Raw genomic sequence first — 23629 nt, forward strand, 5'->3', positions numbered from 1 at the left:
ACAATCGGCCCGTCAACCCCTCGGAAACGTCAACTTCGCATCCTTGACACGTTTGTTAGCAGGGACATATGTTAGCGCTCACTTTGGTGACTGTGACTCAGCGCACCCGCCATCCCGATGCCTGTTCAGCCGCGGCCCCGCGCCGCGCGCCAGACGAGAGCGACGCCCAATGGTCACCCTTCGTCATCGCCCACGCACCCTTGTCGCCGGTCTCGTCGCGGTGGTGGCCGCCGCGACTTTGAGCGCGCCACCGGCGTCGGCCGCCGACGGCCTCGTGCTGCACTACCCCCTCACCGAAACCGAAGGCGCCGTCGCAGCCGACACCTCGGGCGGAGGTCGCAACGCAACCGTTATCGGGGACGCCACTCCCGGCGGTGCTGAAGGGCTCCAGTTGGGCGGCGTGAACGGCCACCTGAAACTGCCCGACAACGTCCTGCGCGGACTGACCGACGTCACTGTCTCGATCCAGGTGCGTCTCGCGCCGGACCAGGCGACGCCGTACTTCATCTACGGCCTCGGCAACTCCTCGGGCACCGCCGGCAACGGCTACCTGTTCACCACCGGCAACGCCTACCGGTCCTCCATCGCGACCGGGAACTGGTCCACCGAGCAGACCGTCACCGCCGGCCGCAACCTCGCGCGGGGCGTCTGGAAGACGCTCACCTACACCCTCGGCGGCGGCACCGCCGTGCTGTACGAGGACGGCGTCGAGGTCGCCCGCCGCACGGGCGTGACGATCACCCCGGCCATGATCGGCGGCGGCACGACGACCGCCAACCACATCGGCCGCTCGGTCTACAGCGGCGACCGCTACCTCAAGGGCTCGGTCCGCGACTTCCGTCTCTACGACCGCGCGCTCACCGCGGCCGAGGCGCACGCCCTCGGGTTCGTCCCCGACGACGAGAAGGGTCGCCGCGACCTGGCCGCGATCGACCTCGGCGACACCTCCGCCGTGACGGAGGACCTGACCCTGCCGACCACCGGCCCGTACGGCTCCGCGATCACCTGGCGGTCCAGCGACCCGGCGGTCGTGTCCACCGCGGGTGCCGTCACCCGTCCCGCACCCGGCAGCGCGCCCGCGACCGTGACGCTCACCGCGACCGCGTTCGGGCAGACCCGCGACTTCGAGGTCACCGTGCGCCCGCAGCTCACCGACGACGAGAAGGTCGCCGAAGCCGACGCCGCGCTGGTCGTCTGGGACGAAGACGACATCCGCGGCAACATCACCCTGCCCACCACGGGCCTGCACGGCACCGCGATCACTTGGAAGAGCAACAAGCCCGAGGTCGTCACGCCCACCGGCGAGGTCACCCGGCCCGCGTTCGGCGAGAAGCCGGTGAAGGTGCAGCTGACCGCCCAAATCCGGGCGGGCGAGGAGACCACTCGCAAGAAGTTCAAGGTCACGGTCACGCCGCGGCCCGAGCAGCAGGACTACGAGGGCTACCTGTTCGGCTACTTCACCGGCGAGGGGTCGGCCACCGGCGAGCAGGTCTACTTCGCCGCCAGCCGGGGCAACGACGCGCTCAAGTGGGACGAGCTGAACCAGGGCAACCCGGTGCTCACGTCGTCCCTGGGCGACAAGGGCGTGCGCGACCCGTTCATCATCCGGTCGCCGGAGGGCGACAAGTTCTACCTCATCGCCACCGACCTGAAGATCCACGGCAACGGCAACTGGGACCTGGTGCAGCGCAAGGGCAGCCGCTACATCGAGGTGTGGGAGTCCACGGACCTGGTCAACTGGGGGCAGCAGCGGCACGTGCTCGTCTCGCCGGAGACGGCGGGCAACACGTGGGCGCCCGAGGCGTACTACGACGAGTCGATCGGCGCGTACGTGGTGTTCTGGGCCTCGAAGCTCTACGCCGCCAACGACCCGGACCACACCGGCAACACCTACAACAAGATGCTGTACGCGACCACGCGCGACTTCCGCACGTTCAGCGAGCCGCAGGTGTGGGTCGACCCGGGCTACTCGGTGATCGACTCGACCGTGATCGAGCACGGCGGCGAGTACTACCGGTTCACCAAGGACGAGCGGAACAACACGTCCACCACGCCGTGCAGCAAGTTCATCCTCGCCGAGAAGTCGACGCAGCTGCGGGACACGTCGTACGACTTCGTCGCCGACTGCATCGGCAAGGGCTCCATCCGCCAGGGGGAGGGGCCGACGGTGTTCAAGTCCAACACCGAGGACCGCTGGTACCTGTTCATCGACGAGTTCGGCGGCCGCGGTTACGTGCCGTTCGAGACGACCGACCTCGCCTCCGGCCAGTGGACCCTCGCCACCGGCTACGAACTGCCCAGCCGACCGCGGCACGGCACCGTGCTGCCGGTGACCAAGGCCGAACTGGACCGCGTCCGGGCGGCGTTCCCGTGACGGCGGCGCCCGCCGCGCGACATTCCGAGTGGTCGGACCGCGTCCCTGCGCTGGTGGGAACGGTCCCTGGTGGACAATGGGTACTGAGCACCTCGGCGGTGATCAGGGCGTGTTATCGCTAACATCGAGTGTGCAGGCTGCAGTGTCGACAGGGGAGATGGGGCGGTAGTGGAGCACAAGACCTCGCGCGATCCCGCGATGACGGACGTCGCCCGGCTCGCCGGGGTCTCGCACCAGACGGTGTCGCGGGTCCTCAACGGGCACCCGAACGTCCGGGAGCAGACCCGGCTGCGGGTGCGCGCGGCCATCGCGGAGTTGGGCTACCGGCCCAACAAGGCGGCCCGTGCGCTGGTGACCGGCCGGTCCCAGCTGATCGGGGTGGTGGCGCAGAACTCGACGCTCTACGGCCCCGCGTCGCTGCTGGCCGCGTTCGAGGCGGCGGCGGCCGAGGCCGGGTTCGCGGTGAGCGTCGGCCGGGTCAACGTGCTGGACCGCAACTCCATCTCCGACGCCGTGGAACGCCACCGCGACCAGCGGGTCGCCGGGATAGTGGTCATCGCGCCGACCGCGTCGGCCAACGACGCCGTCGGCGACGTCTCGGCCGGCATCCCGCTGGTCACGGTGGACGGCGACCCGGAGCGCTCCACCCCGCTGGTGACGGTCGACCAGGCGGCGGGCGCGTTCGCGGCGACCACCCACCTGCTCGAAGCGGGCCACCGCACGGTGTGGCACGTCTCGGGCCCGTCGGACTGGTTCGACAGCCTCGGCCGCATCAGGGGTTGGCGGTCGGCGCTGGAGACGGCGGGCCTGGAGGTGCCGCCGGTCGTGCCCGCGGACTGGAGCGCGGCCTCGGGCTACCGGGCGGGCCAGATGCTGGCCCGGATGCCGGAGGTCACCGCGATCTTCGCGGCGAACGACCACCTGGCGCTGGGCATCCTGCGCGCGATGAGCGAACGGGGCCGCCGCGTGCCGCACGACGTGAGCATCGTGGGCTTCGACGACGTGCCGGAGGCGGCCTACTTCATCCCGCCGCTGACGACCATCAGGCCCGACTTCCACGCGGTGGCCAAGGAGACGCTGGAGCTGCTGCTGGCCCAGGTCGGCGACGGCGACGTGGGCGCGCCCCAGCGCAACGTCCCGCCGGCCCTGGTGAAGCGGGACAGCGTCGCGCCGCCTTCGGCCTGACACCGGGCACGCGGCACAGCGCCGTGCCGCGTGCCGCATCCGGGCCATCGACCGTGCCCGCAACAATTTCGTGCCGTCTCCGCGCATCTGCGGTCCCGCGCACGCGCCGAAGACGCCTAGGCTAGGTGGGCGACCGCAGGGTGGGCGCAGCCCGCTGAACACGGGGTTTTGTGCACGCTCACTAACGACTTAAGACCACGTTGCGGGCAGGTCTTGACGCCGTGAATGTTAGCGATAACACTGCTCACCATGGCGAGCGATCCATTGGTGGTGGGTGTCGACTTCGGCACGTTGTCCGGCCGCGCGGTGGTCGTGCGGGTGCGCGACGGCCTCGAACTCGGCACCGCGGTGCACGACTACCGGCACGGGGTGCTGGACCGGGCCCTGCCCGACGGGCGCCCGTTGCCCCCGGACTGGGCGTTGCAGGTGCCGCAGGACTACGTCGACGTGCTCAAGCACGCGGTGCCCGCGGCCCTCGCCGACGCCGGGGTCGACCCGGCCGACGTGATCGGCATCGGCACCGACTTCACCGCGTGCACGATGGTCCCGGTCAAGTCCGACGGCACGCCGCTCAACGAGCTGCCCGAGTTCGCCGACAACCCGCACGCGTACGTGAAGCTGTGGAAGCACCACGCGGCCCAGCCGCAGGCCGACCGGATCAACCACCTGGCCGCGCAGCGCGGTGAGGGCTGGCTGCCCCGCTACGGCGGCCTGATCTCCTCGGAGTGGGAGTTCGCCAAGGGCCTGCAGCTGCTCGAAGAGGCCCCCGAGGTCTACGCGGCGATGGACCACTGGGTCGAGGCCGCCGACTGGATCGTCTGGCAGCTGGCCGGCACCTACGTGCGCAACGCGTGCACCGCCGGCTACAAGGGCATCTACCAGGACGGTTACCCGTCCGCGGACTTCCTGTCCGCGCTCAACCCCGACTTCGCCGACTTCGTCACCGCGAAGCTCGACCACCCGCTGGGCCAGCTCGGCGACCGGGCGGGCGGGCTCACCGAGCAGGCCGCCGAGTGGACCGGCCTCCGGCCCGGCATCGCGGTCGCGGTCGGCAACGTCGACGCGCACGTCACCGCGCCCGCGGCCCGCGCCGTCGAACCCGGCCAGATGGTCGCGATCATGGGCACGTCCACGTGCCACGTGATGAACGCCGACGTGCTGGCCGACGTGCCGGGCATGTGCGGCGTGGTGGACGGCGGGATCGTGCCCGGCCTGTGGGGCTACGAGTCCGGGCAGAGCGGCGTGGGCGACATCTTCGCCTGGTTCGTCGAGCACAACGTGCCGCCGGAGTACCACGAGCAGGCCAAGGCGCGTGGCATCTCGGTGCACGAGCTGCTGACCGAGCTGGCCGCGCAGCAGCGCATCGGCGAGCACGGCCTGATCGCGTTGGACTGGCACAGCGGCAACCGCTCGGTGCTGGTCGACCACGAGCTGTCGGGCGTGGTCGTCGGCCAGACGCTGGCCACCCGCGCCGAGGACACCTACCGGGCGTTGCTGGAGGCCACGGCCTACGGCACGCGGGTGGTCGTGGACTCCTACACCGACGCGGGCATCCCGGTGACCGAGCTGGTGATCGCGGGCGGCCTGCTGCGCAACCCGCTGCTGATGCAGATCTACGCCGACGTGACGAACCTGCCGCTGTCGGTGATCGGCTCCGAGCAGGGCCCCGCGCTCGGCTCGGCGATGCACGCGGCCGTCGCGGCGGGCGCCTACGACGACATCCACGCCGCCGCCAAGGCGATGGGCTCGGTCAAGCGGGGCGTGTACCTGCCGATCCCGGACAACGTCGAGGCCTACGAGCGGATGTTCGTGGAGTACCAGGAGCTGCACGACTACTTCGGCCGTGGCGCCAACGAGGTCATGCACCGGCTCAAGGCGCGTCGCCGCGCCGCCAAGGGGGAGTGACCGTGTCCATCGCCCAGGACCTCCGCCGCACGGTCGCCGACCTGCACCGCGAGCTGACCCGCTACGAGCTGGTGATCTGGACCGCCGGCAACGTCTCGGCGCGCGTGCCCGGCCAGGACCTGATGGTGATCAAGCCGTCCGGCGTGTCGTACGACCAGCTCACGCCCGAGGCGATGGTCGTGACGGACCTGCACGGCAACCTGGTGGAGGGCGACTACTCGCCGTCCTCCGACACCGCCGCACACGCGTACGTGTACCGGCACATGCCCGAGGTGAACGGCGTGGTGCACACGCACTCCCCGTACGCCACGGCGTGGGCCGCGCGCGGCGAGCCGATCCCGTGCGTGCTCACCATGATCGCCGACGAGTTCGGCGGCGAGATCCCGGTGGGGCCGTTCGCGCTCATCGGCGACGACTCGATCGGCCAGGGCATCGTGGAGACGTTGCGCGAGAGCCGGTCCCCGGCCGTGCTGATGCGCAACCACGGCCCGTTCACGATCGGCAAGGACGCGCGGGCGGCGGTGAAGGCCGCGGTGATGCTGGAGGACGTGGCCCGCACCGTCCACTTCGCACACCAGCTCGGCACGCCGAAGCCGATCGAGCAGCACCACGTCGACAGCCTGTACGCCCGTTACCAGAACGTCTACGGGCAATGAGCCCACGAGGGGAGACCCGCATGTCGCCTGCTGGGAAGCCGCAGGTCTGGTTCCTGACCGGGAGCCAGCACCTCTACGGCCCGGAAACGCTCGAACAGGTCGCCCAGCAGTCGCAGCAGATCCAGCGGATGCTCACCGAGTCGGGCCGGATCTCGGCGGAGGTGGTGTGGCAGCCGGTGCTGACCGACACCGCCGCCATCCGCGACGTGATGCTCGCGGCGAACACCGACCCGTCGTGCGTCGGCGTGATCGCGTGGATGCACACGTTCTCGCCCGCCAAGATGTGGATCACCGGGCTGGACGCGTTGCGCAAGCCGCTGCTGCACCTGCACACGCAGCTCAACGAAGCCCTGCCGTGGTCGACGATCGACATGGACTTCATGAACCTCAACCAGGCGGCGCACGGCGACCGCGAGTTCGGGTTCATCCAGACCAGGATCGGCGTGCCGCGCAAGACCGTGGCCGGCCACGCGAGCGACCCGCAGCTGGCCGACCGGATCGACGGCTGGGTGCGTGCCGCGACCGGCTACAGCCACCTCAACGGGATGAAGCTGGCCCGGTTCGGCGACAACATGCGCGGCGTCGCGGTGACCGAGGGCGACAAGGTGGAGGCCGAGCTGCGCTTCGGCGTCTCGGTGAACACCTACGGCGTGAACGACCTGGTCGCGCTGGTGGACGCGGTCGACGAGGAGGAGATCGACGTCCTGGTCGCCGAGTACGCCGACGTGTACCGGCTCGCGCCCGAGCTGCACAAGGGCGCCGAGCGGCACGAGTCGCTGCGCTACGGCGCCCGCATCGAGGCCGGGCTGCGGAGGTTCCTCACCGACGGCGGCTTCGGCGCGTTCACCACGAACTTCGAGGACCTGGGCGGGCTGCGGCAGCTGCCGGGCCTGGCCGTGCAGCGGCTGATGGCCGACGGCTACGGCTTCGGCGGCGAGGGCGACTGGAAAACCTCCGCCCTGCTGGCCGCGGTGAAGGCGATGGGCGCGGGCACGGGCCGCGGCACGTCGTTCATGGAGGACTACACCTACCACTTCGGGCCGGGCGAGCCGAAGATCCTGGGCGCGCACATGCTGGAGGTCTGCCCGACCATCGCGGCCGACCGGCCCTCGTGCGAGGTCCACCCGCTGGGCATCGGCGGCCGGGAGGACCCGGTGCGGCTGGTGTTCGACGCGGCGGCGGGTCCCGCCGTGGTCGTCGGCCTGGCCGACCTGGGGGAGCGGTTCCGCTTGGTGGCCAACGAGGTCGAGGTCGTGCCGCCGGACGAGCCGCTGCCGAACCTGCCGGTCGCGCGCGCGGTGTGGAAGCCCGCGCCGTCGCTGTCCACGTCGGCCGAGTCGTGGCTGACCGCGGGAGGCCCGCACCACACCGTGATGACGCAGGCCGTGGGCTCGGATACGCTGCGCGACTTCGCGACCATGGTGAACACCGAGCTGGTGGTCATCGACCAGGACACGACCACCGCCTCGTTCAGCGACCGCCTGCGCTGGAACCAGGCGTACTTCCGACTCGCGCAGGGTCTGCGCTAGCCACACCGCCAAAGGGAGAGAGAGAAACAATGAGGTTTCCGCGGATCGCCGCCGTCACCGCGGCCGGCCTGATGATGGCGCTCGCCGCCTGCGGGTCGGCGGAGAAGACCGTCGACCAGCAGACCGGGTCCACGGAGGGCGCGCTGGTCGGCGTCACCATGCCGACCCGGTCGTCCGAGCGCTGGATCCACGACGGCGACAACATCAAGAAGGCGTTGGAGGAGAAGGGCTACCAGGTCGACCTCCAGTACGCCGAGAACGACATCCCGACGCAGGCCAACCAGATCGAGAACCAGATCACCAAGGGCGCGAAGCTGCTCATCGTGGCCTCGATCGACGGCACCGCGATCACGTCGCAGCTGCAGCAGGCGCAGGACGCCAACATCCCGGTCATCGCCTACGACCGGTTGCTGCGCAACACCGACAGCGTCGACTACTACGCCACCTTCGACAACTTCAAGGTCGGCGTGCAGCAGGCGACGTCGTTGCTGACGGGCCTGAAGGTGCTCAACGCCGACGGCACCCCCGGCACCGCGACCGGTCCGCTGAACATCGAGCTGTTCGCCGGTTCGCCGGACGACAACAACGCGACGTTCTTCTTCAACGGCGCGATGTCGGTGCTCCAGCCGCACATCGACAAGGGCACGCTGGTGGTCAAGAGCGGCCAGACCGACTTCAAGACGGTCGCCATCCTGCGCTGGGACCCGGCCACGGCCCAGAAGCGCATGGAGGACCTGCTGACCTCGACCTACGGCGGTGCCCAGGTCCACGGCGTGCTGTCGCCGTACGACGGTCTGTCGATCGGCATCCTGTCCGCGCTCAAGAGCAGCGGCTACGGCACCAGCGGCAACCCGTACCCGATCGTCACCGGCCAGGACGCCGAGGTCGCGTCGGTGAAGTCGATCATCGCGGGGGAGCAGTACTCCACCATCTACAAGGACACCCGTGAGCTGGCCAAGACCACGGTGACCATGGCCGACGCCGTGCTCAAGGGCCAGAAGCCGCAGGTCAACAACGAGAAGGACTACGACAACGGCAAGAAGGTCGTGCCGTCGTACCTGCTGGAGTCGGTGATCGTGGACAAGACCAACTACCGGAAGGTCCTCGTGGACAGCGGCTACTACACCGCGGATCAGCTGAAGTAGGTTTGCCCACCATGTCCGACGAAATCCTGGTGATGCGCGGCATCACCAAGCGGTTCGCCGGGGTCACCGCGCTGCACGACGTCACGCTCGCCGTGCGGCGCGGTGAGATCCACGCGATCTGCGGTGAGAACGGCGCGGGCAAGTCCACGCTGATGAAGGTGCTCTCCGGCGTGCACCCGCACGGGTCGTACGAGGGCGAGATCGTCTTCGAGGGCGAGCCCTGCTCGTTCGGCGGCGTCCGCGACAGCGAGCGGCGCGGCATCGTGATCATCCACCAGGAGCTGGCGCTGTGCGGCCAGCTGTCCATCGCGGAGAACCTGTTCCTCGGCAACGAGCGGGCCAAGCGCGGGCTCATCGACTGGAACCGCACCAACCACGCGGCGGGCGCCCTGCTCGCCCGCGTGGGCCTGCGGGAGAACCCGACCACGCCGGTCCACGACCTGGGCGTGGGCAAGCAGCAGCTGGTGGAGATCGCCAAGGCGCTGGCCAAGGACGTGAAGCTGCTGATCCTGGACGAGCCGACCGCGGCGTTGAACGACGACGACTCCGCGCACCTGCTCGACCTGCTCGACGGGCTGCGCGCCGAGGGCATCACCTCGGTGATCATCTCGCACAAGCTCAACGAGGTGACCCGGATCGCCGACAGCATCACGATCCTGCGCGACGGCCGCACCATCGAGACGCTGCCCGCGCGGGGCGTGAGCGAGGACCGGATCATCTCCGGCATGGTCGGCCGCGACCTGGAGCACCGCTTCCCGCCGCGCACGCCCAAGATCGGCGACGAGGTGCTGCGGATCGAGGACTGGACCGTGCACAGCCCGTCCCAGCCCGACCGGGTGGTGGTCGACCGCGCCACCCTCGTGCTGCGGCGCGGCGAGATCGTCGGTCTCGCCGGTCTCATGGGCGCGGGCCGCACCGAACTCGCGATGAGCGTGTTCGGGCGGTCCTACGGCGTCGGCATCTCCGGCCGGGTGGTCAAGGACGGCCGCGAGATCGACACGCGCACCGTCCGCAAGGCCATCGAGCACGGCCTGGCCTACGTCAGCGAGGACCGCAAGCGGTACGGGCTGAACCTCATCCAGGACGTGAAGCTCAACGTGTCCGCGGCCGGTCTGGGCAAGCTCGCGCCGCGCGGCTGGGTGAACGAGAACGAGGAGCACGCGGTCGCCGAGAAATACCGGCGTTCGATGAACATCAAGACGCCCAGCGTCGCCACGCCCACCTCGTCGCTCTCGGGCGGCAACCAGCAGAAGGTCGTGCTGGCGAAGTGGATGTTCACCGACCCGGACGTGCTCATCCTCGACGAGCCGACCCGCGGTATCGACGTCGGCGCGAAGTACGAGATCTACTCGATCATCAACGACCTGGCCGACCAGGGCCGCGCGGTGCTGGTCATCTCCTCCGAGCTGCCGGAGCTGCTCGGCCTGTGCGACCGGGTGTACGCGCTGTCCGAGGGCCGCATCACCGGTGAGCTCGACCGCGCGGACGCCACCCAGGAACGCCTGATGCTCCACATGACCCAGGGACAGACCTCATGACCACCAAGATCGCGGCCACGCCGGAGGCGCACCAGGCCGGGCAGCCGCAGCGCAGGTTCACCATCAACCTGCGGCAGTCCGGCATCTACATCGCGTTCGGGCTGATCGTGGTGCTCTTCACGGTGCTGACGGACGGTGCTCTGCTGACACCGCAGAACATCTCCAACATCATCGTGCAGAACTCGTACGTGCTGATCCTGGCCATCGGCATGATCCTGGTGATCATCGGCGGGCACATCGACCTGTCGGTCGGCTCGGTGGTCGCGCTGACCGGCGCGATCTGCGCGGTGCTGACCGTCCAGATGGGACTGCCGTGGCCGCTGGCGGTGCTGATCACGGTGCTCGCGGGGGCGGTGATCGGCGCGGCGCAGGGCTACTGGGTGGCGTTCTTCGGCATCCCGGCGTTCATCGTGACGCTGGCGGGCATGCTCGTGTTCCGCGCGCTCACGTTGACCGTGCTGGGCAACCAGGGCATCGGGCCGTTCCCGGATCAGATCCGCACCCTGGCCAACGGCTTCACCGAGGGCTACCTGGGCAACGTCGGCCTCGGCCCGCTGGGCGGCGCGGACCTGCTCAGCCTGCTGGTCGGCGTCGCGGTGGTGGCCGGGTTCGCGTTCAACCAGTGGCGCAACCGCAAGGCGCGGCTGAGCTACGGGCAGGTCGTCGACCCGTTCCCGATCTTCGTGGCGAAGATCGCGCTGGCGGCGGCCGTGGTGCTGGCCGTGGTCGTGCAGCTGGCCCGGTTCCGCAACCTGCCGTGGGTGCTGGTGCTGCTCGCGGTGCTGGCGCTGGGCTACTCGGTGATGGCGAACAAGTCGGTGTTCGGCCGGCACATCTACGCCATCGGCGGCAACCTCCAAGCCGCCACGCTGTCGGGCGTGAAGGTCAAGCAGGTCACGTTCTGGGTGTTCGTGAACATGGGCGTGCTCTCGGCCCTGGCCGGCGTGATCTTCGCCGGTCGCCTCAACCAGGCCGGTCCGACCGCGGGCAACGCGTTCGAGCTGGACGCGATCGCGGCGGCGTTCATCGGCGGCGCGGCCGTGCAGGGCGGCGTCGGCCGGGTGGTCGGCGCGATCACCGGCGGCCTGATCATGGGTGTGATCAACAACGGCATGTCGTTGATCGGCGCGCCGAGCGAACGGGTGATGCTGGTCAAGGGCCTGGTCCTGCTGGCCGCCGTCGCCTACGACGTGTGGACCAAGCGCCGGGGCCGTGCCTGATGCACTGTACCGATCAAGGGCCTGCCTCACACCTGTGCGGCAGGCCCTTGACGTCTCCCCGTCACTTCAGCTTCACTACCTGACAGACCTGGGAACGCTCCCAGTGCCAACTCGGGCGGTGGCCCGCCACGTCCCCCGGCGGGCCACCACCGGCCACTTCCCTACCCGCGATGCCCAGCACGATCTCCGCCGCCACTCAGGAAAGCGCTTACCAAGCCCTAGGAGATCACCACATGAAAGCACTCCTCGCCGTGTCAGCGTTGACAGCGGCGCTACTCCAGGTCACCACCGCGCCGGAGGCCCAGGCCGCCTGCGGCGACGGCACGTACCACGCCGAGGTGACCGGCTCCGGCAGCAGCTTCACGGCCCGCCGGGGCAGCAGGACGGTCTACTCCGGCAGCAGCCTGCGCGCCGCGATGCAGGCGGCCAACGACAGCCTCACCGCGAACCGCACCTACAAGGAGCGGATCGTCGTCCGCGCGTCCGGCTCCATCCCCGCGGGCGAGCGGTACTCGATGCGCAGCTACACCACGATCGACGTGTGCGGCACCATCAACGTGACCGGCACCGGCTCGGGCGACTACGCCCCGGTCTACGCGCGCGGCGTCCGCGACATCGAGGTCCAGAACCTTACCCTCACCGGCACCCCGCTGTACGGCATCTTCATGCGCAACGTCACCAACGTGGTGATCGGCAACGTGAACATGCGCCTGTCGAGGGGCCTGGGCGTGCGCATCGACAACCGCGGCGACACCAGCCAGTGGACCCGCAACGTCCGCATCGACTACGCCTACGTGCAGGGCGCCAGCTCGCACGCGGTGGAGACCTACGGCGTGGACGGCCTGACCATCGGCACGGTGGTGGCGCGCGGCGTCGGCGAGTCCGGCCTGCTGCTCAACCAGACCATCAACGCCACCGTGGGCACCGTCGACGCGGAGAACGCGGGCACCGGCACCGGCTACGCCGCGTTCCGCACCGCCAACCGCAACGGCCGGGTCGGCAGCAGCTACCCGATCAACATCCGGGTCGGCACGGTGAAGGCCCGCGGTGGCGGCCGTGGCGTCTTCTGCGTGTCGGAGAGCGGCGGCCTGCAGATCGACCGGATCGACATCGCCAACACCGGCAACAACTCGATCCTGATCGAGAACTGCTACAACGTGAACATCGCCGCCCAGAGCGGCAGCGTCAGCGGCGGAGGTGAGATCCGCCTGGCGGCCCGCAGCGAGTTCCCCATCACCCGGGACATCACCATCCAGAACCTGACCGTCACCAACTCGGCCATCACCGAGAACCCGTGCGGCACGAACACCACGTTCCGCAACAACACGCTGGTCAACAGCAGGCAGAACATCTGCTAGCACTGGTCACGGCCCTGGCGCCCCGGCCGGGACGGGTATGTTCGATCGGTGACCTCGGGAACCGACCCTCGCACCACCCCGTCCTGGCCGGACCTGCCCGAAGTCGCCCGTGACGTGCTGCTCGAGGTCCTGATCCACGGCGCGATGCCGCGGGCCGAGATCGCCGCCCGCCTGCACCTGTCCCGCCCCACCCTCACCCGGGTGACCCGCACGCTCGTGCTGCACGGCCTGCTCGTCGAGGGTGAGACGCAACTGCGCTCGTCCACCGGCCGGCCCTCGGAGATGCTCCACGTGCGCGGCGACTCCCACCACTTCCTCGGCGTGAAGCTGACCGCCGACCGCCTCTACGCCGCCGTCACGGACCTCACCGCCACGGTCGTGGAGACCACCGACCATTCGCTGCGCTCCACCGACCCGGCCGACGTCGTCGCCCAGATCGCCGACCTCGCCACCGGCCTGCCCGCCGTCACCGCGATCGGCGTGACGCTGGGCGGCATCGTGCACCACGGCGTCGTCACCCAAGCCGAGTTCCTGGGCTGGGCGGACGTGACGCTGCGCGACGACCTGGTCGCCGCCACCGGCGTCCCGACCGCCGTGGACAACGACGTGCAGGCCCTGACCTCGGCCGAGCACTGGTTCGGCGCCGGTGCGGGACTGGACTCGATGGTCCTGATCACGGTGGGCGCGGGCGTCGGCTGCGGCATCGTCGTGGACGGCGAACTCGTCCGCGGCGCGCACGGCCTGCCGCCCCGGATCGCCCACATCCTGGTCGACCCGACCGGCCCCCGGTGCGGCTACGGCCACCGCGGCTGCGCCTCCAGCTACCTGATGACCCACGTCATGCTGCGCCAACTCGACGGCGACCCGACCTACGAGCAGGCCGTGGACCGCGCCAGAGCGGGCGACCCGGCGGCCAAGCGGGTCTTCGACAACGCCGGCTACGCCCTGGGCGTGCTCATCGGCACCGTCGCCAACTTCCTGGACCCCCGGAAAGTCCTGCTCACCGGCGACGGCCTGCCGGTCTACGAGGTCTCGCCCGACCGCGTCGCCGACGGCATCAGGGCCAGCTACGAAGCCGACCCGGCGCTGATCGACCTCGACGTCCAGCCGTTCGACTTCACCGAGTGGGCGCGTTCGGGTGCCGCGCTGGCCATCCGCGCCGCGCTGACCCGGGGGATCTGAACCGATCCGGTCGCACACCGACCGCACTCGGTCAGTTGCGGTCAGGTCACGTCAACCTCAAGCCTCTCCCAGTCTCCTTGACACTGCGCTGTAACCCGCGACACAGTTGCCGCCGCTCGAAACGGTCCTACGACCGTCGAAGTGTGCGCTCGCGGGTGCGCCGCGGCGGCCGGCGAAGGCGGAGGGAGCAGGTGGTGGCACGACACAGCGGTCCAGTCGCGGTCGACCGGTGTCCGAGCCCTCCTCGCGGGTGCCTCCGCACCGCCTCCGACCTGCGCGCGAACCGGTCGTCCCGCTCCGGGCGGGACGCCGTCGAGGCGCGTCGCACCGCGTCGGGCGCCTTGCTGGATCCCGAAGTCCGTCGCCACGTCTTGATCGCCAAGGACGGGCCTCGTGCTGTAGGTGTGCTCGGTGCGGCGCGGCGCCGGGGGTTCCGGCGGAGGGTGGAGGTCGTGGTGGCGCGTTCCGGCGCACGACCGGCGAACTCCACAGTGGACAGTGGTCCGACCTCGGCGCGGCGACCGGTCGAGGAGTTCGCCCACGCCGCGGCGGACCGGCCGGCCAGCGCTCGGCAGAACAGGGTTGTGAACGAATGGGAGTCTCGGTAATGGGCGTTCGGACAACGGTGTCGCGGGCAACCGCGGCGCTGGGTGTGGCGGTCCTCCTCGCTTCGTGCGGCAGCGGAGGGGACGGAGGCGGCGAGCAGCCCGGCGGTGCGCTCGAAGGTCGGGGCGAGGTCACCTTCGCCACCGGCAAGGACACGTCCGGCAACATGCAGAAGCTCGTGGACGAGTGGAACGCCTCGCACCCGAACGAGCAGGTCCGGATCATCGAACTGCCCGAGTCCGCCGACGCCCAGCGCCAGCAGATGGTGCAGAACGCGCAGGTCAAGTCCGACGCGTACACGATCCTCAACCTCGACGTCGTCTGGACGGCCGAGTTCGCGGCCAACCGGTGGGTGGTCGAACTGCCCGCCGACACGGTCGACGCGGGCAAGTTCCTGAAGCCGGCGGTGGACACCGCGAAGTACCGCGACAAGCTCTACGCCGCGCCCGTCTACTCCGACGGCGGCCTGCTGTACTACCGCAAGGACCTGCTCGACGCGGCCGGCCTGCAGCCGCCGAAGACGTGGGCCGATCTCACCGCCGCCTGCCAGGCGGTCAAGGCGGCCCAGCCCGCCATCGGCTGCTACGCCGGTCAGTTCGAGAAGTACGAGGGCCTGACGGTCAACTTCGACGAGGCCGTGCACTCCGCGGGCGGCGAGGTGGTCGACTCCACCGGCAAGCCGGTGGTCGACTCGCCCGAGGCGAAGGCCGGGCTGGACACCCTGGTCACCGGGTTCCAGCAGGGCATCATCCCGCAGAAGGCCATCACCTACAAGGAAGAGGAGGGTCGCCGCGCGTTCCAGGCCGGCGAGCTGCTGTTCCACCGCCAGTGGCCCTACCAGTGGAACCTGGCGGGCAAGACCGACGGCTCCTCGCAGGTCGCGGGCAAGTTCGACGTCGCGCCCCTGCCCGGCCTGAACGGTCCCGGCAGCTCCACCCTCGGCGGCCACAACTTCGCCATCTCCGCGTTCGGCAAGAACAAGGCCACCGCGCTGGACTTCATCAAGTTCTTCATCAGCGAGTCCTCGCAGCGCTCCAACCTGCTGGCCACCTCGCAGGCGCCGACCCTGGCGAGCCTGTACGACGACGCCGAGCTGATCAAGCAGTTCCCGTACCTGCCGACGCTGAAGGAGTCGATCCTGTCGGCCAAGCCGCGCCCGCAGGCCGTCCGCTACGGCGACGTCACCCAGGCGATCCAGGAAGCCGCCTACGCCGCGCTGACCGGTGCGAAGCCCAGCGACGTGGCCCTGAAGGACCTGCAGTCCAAGCTGGAAGAGCTGCTGAAGTGACGGCGGTCGCCCGCCGCGCCCGGGGTGCGACCTCGGGCGCGGGGCGACTCGCCGCGGCGCTGCTGTCACCGACGTTCGTCGTGCTCGGCCTGGTGGTCGGGTACCCGTTGGTGGCGGCGCTGCGCGAGTCGGTGTTCCGGGAGGGGACCGACCTCGACGAGAGCGGTTTCGTCGTGGAGGGCTCGCGTTTCGTCGGCGTCGACAACTACACCGCGATCTTCGCCGGTGAGTCCGCCGCCCGGTTCTGGAACGCGTTCGGCAACACCACGCTGTTCACCGCCATCACGGTCGCCCTCGAAGTCGTGATCGGTGTGGCCATGGCGTTGGTGATGCACCACGCGATCCGCTGGCGCGGCATCGTGCGGGCCAGCATCCTGGTGCCGTGGGCCGTGCCCACCGCGGTCTCGGCGTTGCTGTGGCGCTGGATCTTCCAGGCCGACGGCGTGGCGAACGCGGTGATCGGCCAGCAGATCCTGTGGACCACCGAGGGCTGGCAGGCGAAGTTCGCGGTGATCCTCGCCGACGTGTGGAAGACCGCGCCGTTCGTCGGCCTGCTCGTGCTGGCCGGGTTGCAGATCATCCCGAACGACGTCTACGAGGCGGCCCGCGTCGACGGCGCGTCACCGTGGCGGCAGTTCTGGCGGATCACCCTGCCGCTGGTCAAGCCCGCCCTGCTGGTGGCCGTGCTGTTCCGGGTGCTGGACGCGTTGCGCATGTTCGACCTGCCGTTCGTGCTCATCGGCAGCCGCAAGGAATCGGTGGAGACGTTGTCCATGGTGGCCTTCGACGAGGCGTCGAGCCTGCGGTTCGGACCCGCTGCCGCTTACGCGACGATCCTGTTCGTCTACGTGGCCGTCACCGCGTTGGTGTTCGTGCGGCTGCTGGGCGCGGACGTCATCGGCGCCGCTCGGGAAAGGGCGCGCAAATGACCGCCACACCGGCCAAGTCCACGCTGCCCCGCAAGGTGCTGACGTTCGCCGGGCTCGGGTTGATCCTGCTCTACTGCCTGGCGCCGTTCTACTGGATGGCGGTGTCGGCGTTCCGCCGCCCGTCCGACCAGTTCGAGCTGACCGCGCTGCCGTCGCCGTTCTCGCTGGACAACCTGACCGCGGTGTTCTCGCCCGGTGTCGGGTTCGGCCGGTCGCTGCTCAACAGCCTGGTCGTGGCGGGCACCACGACGGTCCTCACGCTGATCATCGGTGTGTCGGCGGCGTACGCCTTGGCCCGGCTGCACTTCCGGTTCAAGAACGCGGTCGCGGCGCTGATCATCGCCACCTCGATGTTCCCCGGCATCTCCCTGCTGGTGCCGCTGCTGGCGCTGTTCACCGACATCGGCTGGATCAACACCTACCAGTCGATGATCGTGCCGAGCCTGTCGTTCGCGCTGCCGCTGGCGGTGTGGAACCTGACCGCGTTCTTCCGGCAGATGCCGGAGGAGCTGGAGCAGGCGGCGATGATCGACGGCTGCACGCGCGGCCAGGCGTTCCGCAAGGTGATCCTGCCCCTGGCCGCACCGGGCATCTTCACCACCGCGATCATCACGTTCATCGCGGCGTGGAACGAGTTCATCATCGCCCTGTCGATGGTCAACGACAGCACCATGCAGACCGCCACCGTCGCGATCTCCCGGTTCACCGGGGCGTACGGTTTCGACCAGCCGTTCGGCACCCAGATGGCCGCCGGCGTGATCGTGACCGTGCCGCTGGTCGTGGTGGTGCTGCTGTTCCAGCGCAGGATCATCGCAGGCTTGACCGCAGGCGGTGTCAAGTAACCGCCTGGCGGTGTCAACGGCCGGTCGCCACGTGTCGGGAGAGCCGTGGCGACCGGCCAATTTACTTCCGGGCCGAGCCGACGTCCCACAAACCCCGCCCCGCTCGGTCCAACCACACCACGTGCACCCGCCGCACCCCTGCCGACCGGGAACTGATCTCGAACACCGTCCGAAGGCGTTCGACGCTCGTGGAGTTCAGGTGGAAGTCGCCTTCCACCGAGTTGACCTCGGCACGTGCGGCGTAAGCCAACCCATAGCCGGCCACGCGCGCGCTTTCCGCGGCGCCGTACTCCTCCACGAGGGCGAACATCCTGGGTGCGGCTTCCGTCACCAGCTCGTCCACGAGATCGGTCAATTCGGCCGGGCCGCACAGCCGGCCTGCGGTGTTCGAGGCGGTCAGGTCGTTCACGCGGCGTCCCGTTCGTGAGCCTGGATGAGGTCCGCCAAGGCGTCGCCCGGCATCAGGGTGTCGCCGGCCTCATCCGGTGTGATGAGCCAGATCACCGGCATGGTCTCGAGGGCGCTCGGCGGCAAGGGCAGGGGCATCCCCGTGCCGACAACTCGTGCCGCATCGCTCAGCAGCACCGAGGGCATCGGCGGCCGGACGAGGAAGTAGGCCAGTGGCAGGTTCGGAAAGGCAAGCACAGGCGTCGGCCGGGCACCGAACCGAGGGTCGTCCGCCAAAGCCGTGACCAGCGGCTCGGCCACCATGAAGGCGCCGAGGGCCGAACCCGTCACGGTGAAGACGTTGGGCATGTGCAGACCGGGGGCGGACCACCACTCGCGCACCAAATGGGCGTCGGTGGTCGCGACACCGAGAGGACGTAGGCACGGATTGGCGACTGGGTTCTCGTTCGCCGGATCGGCGAAGCGTCCGTCGTGCCACACGGCTCCCGGGAGGACGGGCCAGCCCAGGTCGGCGTAGCCCAGAGCGGCCTGCAAGGTCGTGCGTGAATCGGCCTGCGGCAAGTTGCTCGCCACTTCCTTGCCTTTCGGTCGGAGGACTTCGGGTGGGGGCAAGGATGGGGTCCGGGTGGGGCGACGCACAGAGCCGGCATGAGGCCTCAGACGTCGCCCGAATGGGGCACGCACGGCGCAGCGGTAGGCTCGACCAGCGATTATTGAACCTGCGGACGAGGTCATACATGCCGGGAGGTCGCCCGATGGCAGTACGGCGCACCGGCCTCGCCCGTGCCAGGAAAGCGGCCGGTTACACGCAGGAGACGTTCGCCGAGGCGCTGAACGTGGAGCGCTCGACGGTCGTGCGTTGGGAGGCGGGTGCGCGGGAGCCGCTGCCGTATCAGCGTCCGAAGCTCGCCCGGCTGCTCAAGGTCGGCATGGCCGAGCTGGACGAGTTGCTGCGCACTGACATGCTGGATGCCGGGACGCGACTTCACGGATCGGGTATGAACCCGGCGGTTGGCGAGCCGGCCGGCCAAGATCGGCAACGACCGCCTGGAGACCCGCCCACGCCGGCTGTCGCGATGCGTATGGTGATCGGTTTCCACACGATCGCGGAAGCGTTCAAGGTGGCCGATCGCAAAGTCGGTGGAGGCCTCCTCTATGGCCAGGCTGCACCTGACACAGGCCTATCACCTGGCCATGACCGCGCAGAACGTCCAACTCGCTGCCAATGTTCTCTCCTCGCTGTCCCACCTGGCCGTGCAGATGGATGACGCGATCAGCGCGGAACGCCTTGCGCTCAGTGGGATATCACGGCTGACCGGCCATCGAGCGGATGCGGCTCACCTGCGGGCACGGCTGCACACCATGCACGGCCGTGCGCTCGCGCGGCAGGGAAAGGAACGCGAGGCGCGGCTCGCACTCGACGCCGCGGAGAACGCCCTCAGCTCTGCGTTGCCGCATCAGCGCCACAGTTGGCTGGCAGGCTTCGACCGAGCCTCCTTCGCCGCCGAAGTGGCACTGTGCATGTACGACCGGTGGTGGTCCGGCACACCACATCGCAGTCACCTCGCGGCAGGCGCCACCGCTGGATGCCCGTGTCGTTGCACGTCCACAGCTGAACCCAGGTTCCGTTGGCCCGGCCGCCCACGTGGCCGGGTTCGGTCCCGGGCTCGGCCACGTCCACCTCGCCGACGGTGTGGGCTGATCAGGTTTTTGCATGCAGTAGCCTCGATGATTTCAGTGTAGACAGAATCCCATCACTCGACCGGCGCCGGTGAGGCGGCCTCCGGGACCAGGACGGCAGCGGCGCCCGAACCGTCCGCGGGCACAGCCCAGACGTCGTTGATGCCGTCGTCGCGCTGGATCCCGTAGGCGATGGTCCGGTCGTCCACCCAGGTCGGCTGGTCGTCGATGCTCCGGGTTTCGGCGAGCGGTGTGATCGCCAACGTCTCAAGGTCCATCGTGGACAGTCGCCACCCTTGCTGGGGATCGCCGTTCACCGCCGCTTTGTAGGCGATCCGCGTGCCATCGGGTGACAGTGAGGGGCACTCCACGTTGTCCACCACGGACCGCAGCGTCCGGGCCGCGAAGTCGCCCTCCATCAGGTAGCGGTGGCCGCCAGTGGACATGGTGGCGTAGAAGCGGTTGTCGTCGGCGGTGAAGGTGACGCCCCAGAAGTTGCGGTCGACGGCGGTCACCTCCAAGCCATCCACTGTGGACGTGAACTCCTCCAGCGAGGTGACCACCGCACCGGACCGCGTGTCCAGGATCCCCGTGCTGGTGGAGAAGCCGTTGGCCGCGTACGAGTGCCCGTCCACGAACAACGTCCACGCCACCATCCGCCCGCTCGCCGACACCCGCGTGCGGTTCGGGAACCCGGTCAGCGGCAGCGTCCGCACCTCCCGCAGCCCGGCGTCCAGCACCGCCAGCTCACCCGCCTTGAACGCACCGACCGGCCGCAGGCACGACGTCGTCCCGCCCGCGCTGTACACCCGGTCGCACCGCTGCTCGGTCACCTCACGCGGCCCGCTCGGGTCCGACCGCGACACCGTCGACAGCCGACCGTTGCTCAACACCACCAACCGCGGTCCGCTGACCGAGGTCGACGCCACCTCCTCCGGCCGTGACCCGGACAACGCGGCATACCCGACCGCGACCCCCGCCAGCAGCACGGCGACGAGCACGGTGATCAGCAAACGCAGTCGAGTGGTCATGAGCGACGCCCCAGGAGCACGACGGTGGCGGCCAACGTGAGCGCGACGCCACCGGCGGCCAACCGGGTGGCGGCCTCCGGCCCCCAGAACTGCCAGGCCAGGCCGAACAGCACCGACGAGCCCAGGTACGCCAGAGCCTGTCCACTTTGGATCAACGCGATCCCGGTCGTGCGCAGCCGCTCCGGCAGCAACGGCCCGGCCAACGCCATCAGCACGCCATCGGTGGCCGCGTAGAACACGCCGTACAGCGCGACCACGACGACGACCAGCGCCCACCCGCCCAACGGCCCGAACAGCAGCAGGTACACCGCACCCAGCGCCACGTACCCGCCGAGCATCACCGGCAGCCTGCCGACCCGGTCGGCCAACGCGCCCAGCGGCGCGGCCAGCAGCAGGTACACCAGGCTCGTGCCGACCGCGAGCAGCGGGAACCACCCGATCGACAGTCCTTCGCGCTTCTGCAGCAGCAGGTACACGAACCCGTCGCCGATCGTGGCCAGGCCGAGCAGCGACGCCGCCAGCACGACCCGCCGCACCCCGCCGTCCCGCCACAAACCGCCGATCGCCTTGACCCGCACCGGTTCCGACGCCACCGGCGACCGGTGGTCGCGCACGAACAGCACCAGGATCACCACGCCCAGCGCCGCGATGCAGAAGCTGGTCATGAACACGGCGTCGAACGACTCGGCGGCCAGCGCCAGGACGGCCAGCGCGACCAGCGGCCCGGCGAACGCGCCCATCCCGTCCATCGCCCGGTGCACGCCGAACGCCCGACCCAGGTCACCGGCGGGCGTGGACAGCGTGATCAGCGCGTCGCGCGGCGCGGTGCGCAGTCCCTTGCCCGCGCGGTCGAGCGTGATCACGGCGCCGAGCGCGGCGGTGGAGTTGCCCGCCAGCAGCAGCCCGATCTTGGCGACGGCGGACAGCGCGTAGCCGAACCCGGCCACGCCCTTGCGCCGGTCGGTGCGGTCGGCGAGGTAGCCGCCGACGAGCCGCAGCAGGGTGGTGGCACCGGTGTAGACGCCGTCGATGAGGCCGTAGGCGGCGGGGCTGAGCTGGAGGCCGACGACGAGGTAGAGCGGCAGGACGGCGGTGACCATCTCGGACGAGACGTCGGTGACGAGGCTGACCGCGCCGAGCGCGAACACGTTGGCGCTGAGGCCTTTCCAGCCTGCGGTCTTGGGGCGGGTGATGGTGGACAGGTACACAGCGCACCTCCGAGTGGGTGCCGCGCCCGGCCGGGGGACGACCGGGCGCGGCGGTCGGGCGGATCAGTGACAGGCGGTGGTACCGCTGTCGGTGAAGGTCTGGCCCGCCACGGGCACGAACTGCCAGTCGAAGCTGTTGCTGTGCAGGGTCAGCTTCAGCACGCCGTACGCGGTGGTGTTGCGGACCTCGCTGTTGGGCCGGATGGTGCCGAAGCCGTAGTGGCTGGCGCCGCCCATGCCCGCGACGAACGTGCGGATGCCGCGGGTGGTGTCCAGGCCGCCGCTGGGGTTCTGCGGCGCGAAGCGTTCGTAGTGGTGGTTGTGGCCGAACAGCACCACGTCGGCGTTGTAGTCGTACAGCGCCTGGAACAGCGGGCGCGTCGCCGTGGACGGCGAGTGGTTGGCGCCCGAGGTGAACAGCGGGTGGTGCCAGTACGCCGCCGTGCACGGCTTGGTGCTCGCGGCGAGGTCGGCGCGCAGCCACTGCTCCTGCGCGGAGCCGGTCGCCATGCTGATGTTGGAGTTCAGCGACACGATGTGCCAGTTGCCGAGGTCGTAGGAGTAGTAGCCGCGACCGGACGGGCCGGCCTGGGCGCCGAAGTAGTTGTAGTAGCCGGTCGCGCCGGAGGTGCCGTAGTCGTGGTTGCCGGGTGACGGGCGGGTGCGGGCCTTGTGCCTGCCCCAGGTCGGGTCGTAGTAGCTCGCGAACTGGGAGGCGGTGCCGCTGCTGTAGACGTTGTCGCCGGTGGTGAAGACCGTGCCGGGGATGCTGTCGAGCAGCGCGGCGGTGGCGGAGTCGCCGGAGCCGGAGTTCGAGATGTCACCGGCGCCGACCAGGACGGGGTCACCGCTGGGCGGGGGAGTGGTGGTCGTGGTGGTGGTGCCGGTGGTGACGACGAGTTGCGGCGCGGTGGCGCCGGTTTCCCGCGAGTCGTAGTCGGCGCCGTCCGTGCTGGTGGAGGTGACGCCGAAGCTGTACGTGCCGTTGGCCCGCACGTGCGCGGTGACGTCGACCTCGTACCAGGCGTTGCGGGCGACGGAGCCGAGCGTGTCGAGCGTGGCGCCGTCGATGGCGGGCTGGTTGTTCCAGGTCACGCCGGTCTCGGACCAGGTGGTGTTGGTCATGGCGCGGAACGTGCCGCCGGTCGGGCTGTTGGAGTTCGAGACGTCGTCGGTGTGCAGTCGCAGCTTGGCGCCGCTGACCGTGCCGGAGACGCCGGAGACGGTGAACTTGAGGAACATCCGCTTGATCGGCGAGCCGTCCACGCCGAGTTGGCCGGACGTGCCGTAATTCCTGCTGGTGGCGGAGTTGTCGACGTAGGTGTCGGCGGAGGGGGTGAACGTCGTGGTGGCCGCCGAGGCGGTCGGCACGTGTTCGGAGGAGGCGATGGCGGTGAGGGTGGCGGCGGTGACGACGCCGATGGCGAGCAGCGCCAGCGGAGCTCTGCGTCCTGACATGCGGAACCCTTCGTTCTTCGAACGACGGCAATGAGGGCTTCGCAGACAGTAGGGACGTGCGGACACTGTGTGGTGATGGTCGGGCGG

At 69.7% G+C, this 23629-nt stretch carries 20 protein-coding genes; 14 read left to right on the forward strand and 6 right to left on the reverse strand.

All coding sequences use genetic code 11. The features are described from left to right. Positions 1-400 precede the first annotated feature (400 nt). The 13 genes from A6A25_RS21365 (at position 401) to A6A25_RS21425 (ending at position 17757) form a co-directional block, all read left to right on the forward strand. The gene (locus tag A6A25_RS21365) at positions 401-2374 is read left to right on the forward strand and encodes an immunoglobulin-like domain-containing protein (protein WP_338013224.1); all 1974 of its coding nucleotides are present in this window, start codon (positions 401-403) and stop codon (positions 2372-2374) included. Between the two features lie 198 nt (positions 2375-2572). Beyond that, a complete protein-coding gene (locus tag A6A25_RS21370) occupies positions 2573-3559 on the forward strand; it encodes a LacI family DNA-binding transcriptional regulator (RefSeq protein WP_073892685.1) in 987 nt (328 codons plus the stop codon). 249 nt (positions 3560-3808) lie between these two features. Next, the gene (araB, locus tag A6A25_RS21375; protein ID WP_073892621.1) at positions 3809-5464 is read left to right on the forward strand and encodes a ribulokinase; all 1656 of its coding nucleotides are present in this window, start codon (positions 3809-3811) and stop codon (positions 5462-5464) included. 2 nt (positions 5465-5466) lie between these two features. Beyond that, positions 5467-6120, forward strand: coding sequence for an L-ribulose-5-phosphate 4-epimerase (locus A6A25_RS21380; RefSeq protein WP_083668530.1), 654 nt, complete (start codon positions 5467-5469; stop codon positions 6118-6120). 20 nt (positions 6121-6140) lie between these two features. Further along, on the forward strand, positions 6141-7649 hold the full coding sequence (gene araA, locus A6A25_RS21385) for an L-arabinose isomerase (RefSeq protein ID WP_073892624.1): 1509 nt from the start codon (positions 6141-6143) through the stop codon (positions 7647-7649). A 29-nt stretch (positions 7650-7678) separates the two neighbouring features. Next, entirely contained in the window at positions 7679-8794 is a 1116-nt protein-coding gene (gene chvE / locus A6A25_RS21390; RefSeq protein WP_073892626.1) for a multiple monosaccharide ABC transporter substrate-binding protein, read from the forward strand. A gap of 11 nt (positions 8795-8805) precedes the next feature. Next, a complete protein-coding gene (gene mmsA, locus A6A25_RS21395; RefSeq protein ID WP_073892687.1) occupies positions 8806-10332 on the forward strand; it encodes a multiple monosaccharide ABC transporter ATP-binding protein in 1527 nt (508 codons plus the stop codon). Next, positions 10329-11552, forward strand: a complete 1224-nt coding sequence (mmsB, locus tag A6A25_RS21400; protein WP_073892628.1) for a multiple monosaccharide ABC transporter permease — start codon at positions 10329-10331, stop codon at positions 11550-11552. Before mmsA ends, mmsB begins: the two co-directional genes overlap by 4 nt. Positions 11553-11785: 233 nt before the next feature. After that, positions 11786-12910 carry a hypothetical protein gene (locus A6A25_RS21405; RefSeq protein ID WP_073892630.1) on the forward strand — a complete coding sequence of 375 codons (1125 nt, stop codon included), beginning with the start codon at positions 11786-11788 and terminating at the stop codon, positions 12908-12910. A 48-nt stretch (positions 12911-12958) separates the two neighbouring features. Then, positions 12959-14092, forward strand: a complete 1134-nt coding sequence (locus A6A25_RS21410) for an ROK family transcriptional regulator (RefSeq protein ID WP_241828837.1) — start codon at positions 12959-12961, stop codon at positions 14090-14092. A 607-nt stretch (positions 14093-14699) separates the two neighbouring features. Further along, positions 14700-15986 (forward strand): ABC transporter substrate-binding protein, encoded by a 1287-nt coding sequence (locus A6A25_RS21415; RefSeq protein WP_073892631.1) that lies wholly within the window; start codon positions 14700-14702, stop codon positions 15984-15986. After that, positions 15983-16915: a carbohydrate ABC transporter permease gene (locus A6A25_RS21420; protein ID WP_073892633.1), complete on the forward strand. Its 933-nt coding sequence runs from the start codon at positions 15983-15985 to the stop codon at positions 16913-16915. Before A6A25_RS21415 ends, A6A25_RS21420 begins: the two co-directional genes overlap by 4 nt. After that, positions 16912-17757, forward strand: coding sequence for a carbohydrate ABC transporter permease (locus A6A25_RS21425; protein ID WP_073892635.1), 846 nt, complete (start codon positions 16912-16914; stop codon positions 17755-17757). Before A6A25_RS21420 ends, A6A25_RS21425 begins: the two co-directional genes overlap by 4 nt. A gap of 61 nt (positions 17758-17818) precedes the next feature. Here the strand turns inward: A6A25_RS21425 and A6A25_RS21430 are convergent, their stop codons facing one another. Together A6A25_RS21430 and A6A25_RS21435 are read right to left on the reverse strand one after the other, a co-directional pair. Continuing rightward, positions 17819-18166, reverse strand: a complete 348-nt coding sequence (locus tag A6A25_RS21430; RefSeq protein WP_073892636.1) for a hypothetical protein — start codon at positions 18164-18166, stop codon at positions 17819-17821. After that, positions 18163-18738, reverse strand: coding sequence for a bifunctional DNA primase/polymerase (locus A6A25_RS21435; protein ID WP_073892639.1), 576 nt, complete (start codon positions 18736-18738; stop codon positions 18163-18165). The genes A6A25_RS21430 and A6A25_RS21435 overlap by 4 nt, the downstream gene beginning before the upstream one ends. A 182-nt stretch (positions 18739-18920) precedes the next feature. Here A6A25_RS21435 and A6A25_RS42375 point away from each other — a divergent pair, with 182 nt between their 5' ends. Then, positions 18921-19433, forward strand: a complete 513-nt coding sequence (locus A6A25_RS42375) for a helix-turn-helix transcriptional regulator (RefSeq protein ID WP_083668531.1) — start codon at positions 18921-18923, stop codon at positions 19431-19433. A 37-nt stretch (positions 19434-19470) separates the two neighbouring features. On the opposite strand, the gene A6A25_RS44170 is transcribed toward A6A25_RS42375, so the two are convergent. From A6A25_RS44170 to A6A25_RS21455, 4 genes are all read right to left on the reverse strand, one after another. Beyond that, positions 19471-19623: a hypothetical protein gene (locus A6A25_RS44170; protein WP_158073783.1), complete on the reverse strand. Its 153-nt coding sequence runs from the start codon at positions 19621-19623 to the stop codon at positions 19471-19473. A gap of 296 nt (positions 19624-19919) precedes the next feature. After that, positions 19920-20876, reverse strand: a complete 957-nt coding sequence (locus A6A25_RS21445; protein ID WP_073892641.1) for a TolB family protein — start codon at positions 20874-20876, stop codon at positions 19920-19922. Then, positions 20873-22084 carry an MFS transporter gene (locus A6A25_RS21450; RefSeq protein ID WP_143193318.1) on the reverse strand — a complete coding sequence of 404 codons (1212 nt, stop codon included), beginning with the start codon at positions 22082-22084 and terminating at the stop codon, positions 20873-20875. Before A6A25_RS21450 ends, A6A25_RS21445 begins: the two co-directional genes overlap by 4 nt. A gap of 63 nt (positions 22085-22147) precedes the next feature. Continuing rightward, on the reverse strand, positions 22148-23542 hold the full coding sequence (locus tag A6A25_RS21455; RefSeq protein ID WP_073892643.1) for a CBM96 family carbohydrate-binding protein: 1395 nt from the start codon (positions 23540-23542) through the stop codon (positions 22148-22150). Between the last annotated feature and the right edge of the window lie 87 nt (positions 23543-23629).

Source organism: Saccharothrix sp. CB00851 (genome assembly GCF_001905065.1).
In the GTDB taxonomy this organism is placed as follows: domain Bacteria; phylum Actinomycetota; class Actinomycetes; order Mycobacteriales; family Pseudonocardiaceae; genus Actinosynnema.

What these genes read in the sequence shown, in the direction of transcription:
- A6A25_RS21455 (WP_073892643.1), bottom strand. Translation starts at nt 23,542, where the DNA reads ATGTCAGGACGCAGAGCTCCGCTGGCGCTGCTCGCCATCGGCGTCGTC.
- A6A25_RS21405 (WP_073892630.1), top strand. Translation starts at nt 11,786, where the DNA reads ATGAAAGCACTCCTCGCCGTGTCAGCGTTGACAGCGGCGCTACTCCAG.
- A6A25_RS44170 (WP_158073783.1), bottom strand. Translation starts at nt 19,623, where the DNA reads ATGCGGCAACGCAGAGCTGAGGGCGTTCTCCGCGGCGTCGAGTGCGAG.
- mmsB (WP_073892628.1), top strand. Translation starts at nt 10,329, where the DNA reads ATGACCACCAAGATCGCGGCCACGCCGGAGGCGCACCAGGCCGGGCAG.
- A6A25_RS21445 (WP_073892641.1), bottom strand. Translation starts at nt 20,876, where the DNA reads ATGACCACTCGACTGCGTTTGCTGATCACCGTGCTCGTCGCCGTGCTG.
- A6A25_RS21425 (WP_073892635.1), top strand. Translation starts at nt 16,912, where the DNA reads ATGACCGCCACACCGGCCAAGTCCACGCTGCCCCGCAAGGTGCTGACG.
- araB (WP_073892621.1), top strand. Translation starts at nt 3,809, where the DNA reads ATGGCGAGCGATCCATTGGTGGTGGGTGTCGACTTCGGCACGTTGTCC.
- chvE (WP_073892626.1), top strand. Translation starts at nt 7,679, where the DNA reads ATGAGGTTTCCGCGGATCGCCGCCGTCACCGCGGCCGGCCTGATGATG.
- mmsA (WP_073892687.1), top strand. Translation starts at nt 8,806, where the DNA reads ATGTCCGACGAAATCCTGGTGATGCGCGGCATCACCAAGCGGTTCGCC.
- A6A25_RS21415 (WP_073892631.1), top strand. Translation starts at nt 14,700, where the DNA reads ATGGGCGTTCGGACAACGGTGTCGCGGGCAACCGCGGCGCTGGGTGTG.
- A6A25_RS42375 (WP_083668531.1), top strand. Translation starts at nt 18,921, where the DNA reads ATGGCAGTACGGCGCACCGGCCTCGCCCGTGCCAGGAAAGCGGCCGGT.
- A6A25_RS21370 (WP_073892685.1), top strand. Translation starts at nt 2,573, where the DNA reads ATGACGGACGTCGCCCGGCTCGCCGGGGTCTCGCACCAGACGGTGTCG.
- araA (WP_073892624.1), top strand. Translation starts at nt 6,141, where the DNA reads ATGTCGCCTGCTGGGAAGCCGCAGGTCTGGTTCCTGACCGGGAGCCAG.